General features: G+C 61.3%; 3 protein-coding genes. 2 read left to right on the top strand and 1 reads right to left on the bottom strand.

Features of this window, described 5'->3' with window-relative positions:
• On the top strand, positions 1–1,542 hold a 1,542-nt coding region (gene ilvD, locus NW807_RS01260), incomplete at its 5' end, for a dihydroxy-acid dehydratase (RefSeq protein WP_414425068.1).
• A 47-nt stretch (positions 1,543–1,589) separates the two neighbouring features.
• On the opposite strand, the gene NW807_RS01255 is transcribed toward ilvD, so the two are convergent.
• Positions 1,590–1,997, bottom strand: coding sequence for an ArsR/SmtB family transcription factor (locus tag NW807_RS01255; protein ID WP_414394072.1), 408 nt, complete (start codon positions 1,995–1,997; stop codon positions 1,590–1,592).
• A 108-nt stretch (positions 1,998–2,105) separates the two neighbouring features.
• Between NW807_RS01255 and NW807_RS01250 the strand changes: the two genes are divergently transcribed.
• On the top strand, positions 2,106–2,572 hold a 467-nt coding region (locus NW807_RS01250; protein WP_414425067.1), incomplete at its 3' end, for an MBL fold metallo-hydrolase.

Raw genomic sequence — 2,572 nt, 5'->3', positions numbered from 1 at the left:
TGCAACATCGGGATCCAAGCCTTGGCCGAGCGGGCTGAAGCTGCCCTGAGGGAGGCCGGCTGCATGCCTCAGGTCTTCGGCACCATCACCATTAGCGACGGTATTTCCATGGGCACCGAGGGGATGAAATACTCCCTGGTGTCGCGGGAGGTGATTGCCGATTCCATCGAGACGGTGGTCAATGGCCAGAGCATGGATGGTCTCTTGGCCATCGGCGGCTGCGACAAGAACATGCCGGGGGCGATGATCGCCATGGCCCGCCTCAACGTGCCCTCCATCTTCGTCTATGGCGGCACCATCAAGCCCGGCCACTACAATGGCCGCGACCTCACCATTGTCAGCGCCTTTGAAGCGGTAGGGGAGTACAGTGCTGGCCGCATCTCTGAGGAAGAGCTGCTGGCAGTCGAGCGCCACGCCTGCCCCGGTGCCGGATCCTGCGGCGGCATGTACACGGCCAACACCATGTCCAGCGCCTTTGAGGCTATGGGCATGAGCCTGCCCTATTCCTCCACCATGGCGGCAGAGGACGAAGAAAAGGCCGAAAGTGCCGCTCAATCGGCCAAAGTCTTGGCCGAGGCCATCAAAGCTAATATCCGGCCGCGGGACATCATCACCCGCCAGAGCATCGAGAACGCCATTTCGGTCATCATGGCCGTAGGGGGATCCACCAACGCCGTGCTCCACTTCCTGGCCATTGCCCACGCCGCAGAGGTGCCCCTGACGCTGGATGACTTTGAGACCATCCGCGCCCGCGTGCCTGTTCTCTGTGACCTCAAGCCCTCGGGCCGGTTTGTAACCACTGATCTGCACCGGGCCGGCGGGATCCCGCAAGTGATGAAGATCCTGCTCAACCACGGCTTGCTGCACGGCGACTGCCTCACCATCTCTGGACAAACAATTGCCGAAGTCCTGCGGGACGTGCCGGACGAGCCCAGCCCAGATCAAGAGGTGATTCGCCCCTGGCACAGCCCCCTTTACCCCCAAGGGCACATAGCCATCCTCAAGGGCAACCTCGCGCCTGAAGGGGCAGTGGCCAAGATCAGCGGCGTCAAGAATCCGAAGATCACGGGGCCAGCGCGGGTCTTCAACTCGGAAGAGTCCTGTCTGGAGGCTATCCTCGCCGGCCAGATTCGACCGGGGGACGTAGTGGTGATCCGCTACGAGGGCCCTAAGGGCGGCCCTGGCATGCGGGAGATGCTCTCCCCTACTTCGGCCATCATCGGCGCTGGTCTAGGAGATAGCGTGGGGTTGATTACCGATGGCCGCTTCTCTGGCGGCACCTACGGCATGGTGGTGGGCCATGTGGCCCCTGAGGCCTACGTAGGCGGCCCCATTGCCCTCGTGGAAGAAGGGGATTTGATCACCATCGATGCCCCTGCTCGCCTCCTCCACCTGCATGTCAGCGAAGAGGAGCTGGCCAGCCGCCGCGCCCGCTGGGTTCCGCCCGAGCCCCGCTACAAACGAGGTACTCTAGCCAAGTATGCCAAGCTGGTCTCCAGCAGCAGCCTGGGGGCGGTGACCGATCTGAACTTGTGGGATTAGACGAGAGGGGAGTTCGGGCTGCTGGGCTTTCTCCTGGCACTACCCCCTCAAGAGCTCTCGCTGCTCAGCCTGCTGGAGTGAAGGGCCGCCAGCGGCTCCCATTGCCGAGCTTGCTGCTTAAGCCGCTTGATCAACTGCCTGCACACCACCTCGCACAGCTCAAAACAGACGGGATCCGCAATTTGGTAGTAGACACTCACGCCCTTGGGCTCGCGGCTGACGATCCCTGCCTGCGCCAGGATCTTGAGATGTTTGGAAACGTTGGCCTGGCCCATGCCAGTGGCCTCTAGGATTTGGGTGACGTTCTTGGGCCCCGAGCGCAACTGACACAGGATCTGCAGGCGGCTGGGCTCCGCCAAAACCTTGAAGTACTCCGCCACGCTGGTCAGCACTTCTGGCGTCAGGGTCAACTGGCGCTCGTCTTTGCCGCCTTTCGCGAGCTCGTCCCCATCCATAGACCGTCTTGAGGGCTGTGCTGGCTTGATATTAACACTAAATGGTTATATAGTGTTTCCAGAGGCCCAAATTGCGTTCAGGTCTTTGCCAACAGACAGAAGGGTAACATGCTATTTCGCCAACTGTTCGACGCCGAGACGAGCACTTACACCTACTTAGTTGCAGACCCAAACGCCCGCGAGGCGGCGCTGGTGGATCCCGTATTGGAGCAGGTGGAGCGGGACTTGAAGTTAATTCGAGAGCTGGGTCTGACGTTGAAGTACTGTCTCGAGACCCACGTTCACGCCGACCACATCACCGGCACGGGCAAGCTGCGCGAGTTGACCGGCTGCCAAGGGGTGGTGCCAGTCCAGGCCAAAGCCCAATGTGCCGACCACTTCATTGGCCATGGGGAAACGCTGCAGGTGGGATCCATCACCATCGAGGCCATCGCCACCCTGGGCCACACCGACAGCCACATGACCTATCGCGTCAATGGGGATCGCGTTCTTACCGGAGACTCCTTGCTCATTCGCGGCTGTGGGCGCACGGATTTCCAGAGCGGGGATCCCGGCCTGATGTACGACCATGTTAC

The organism is Synechococcus sp. R70.1, assembly GCF_047461675.1.
GTDB lineage: Bacteria > Cyanobacteriota > Cyanobacteriia > Thermostichales > Thermostichaceae > Thermostichus.
Note: the sequence above shows the minus strand (reverse complement) of the source record. Positions and strands in the feature narration are given on the sequence as shown.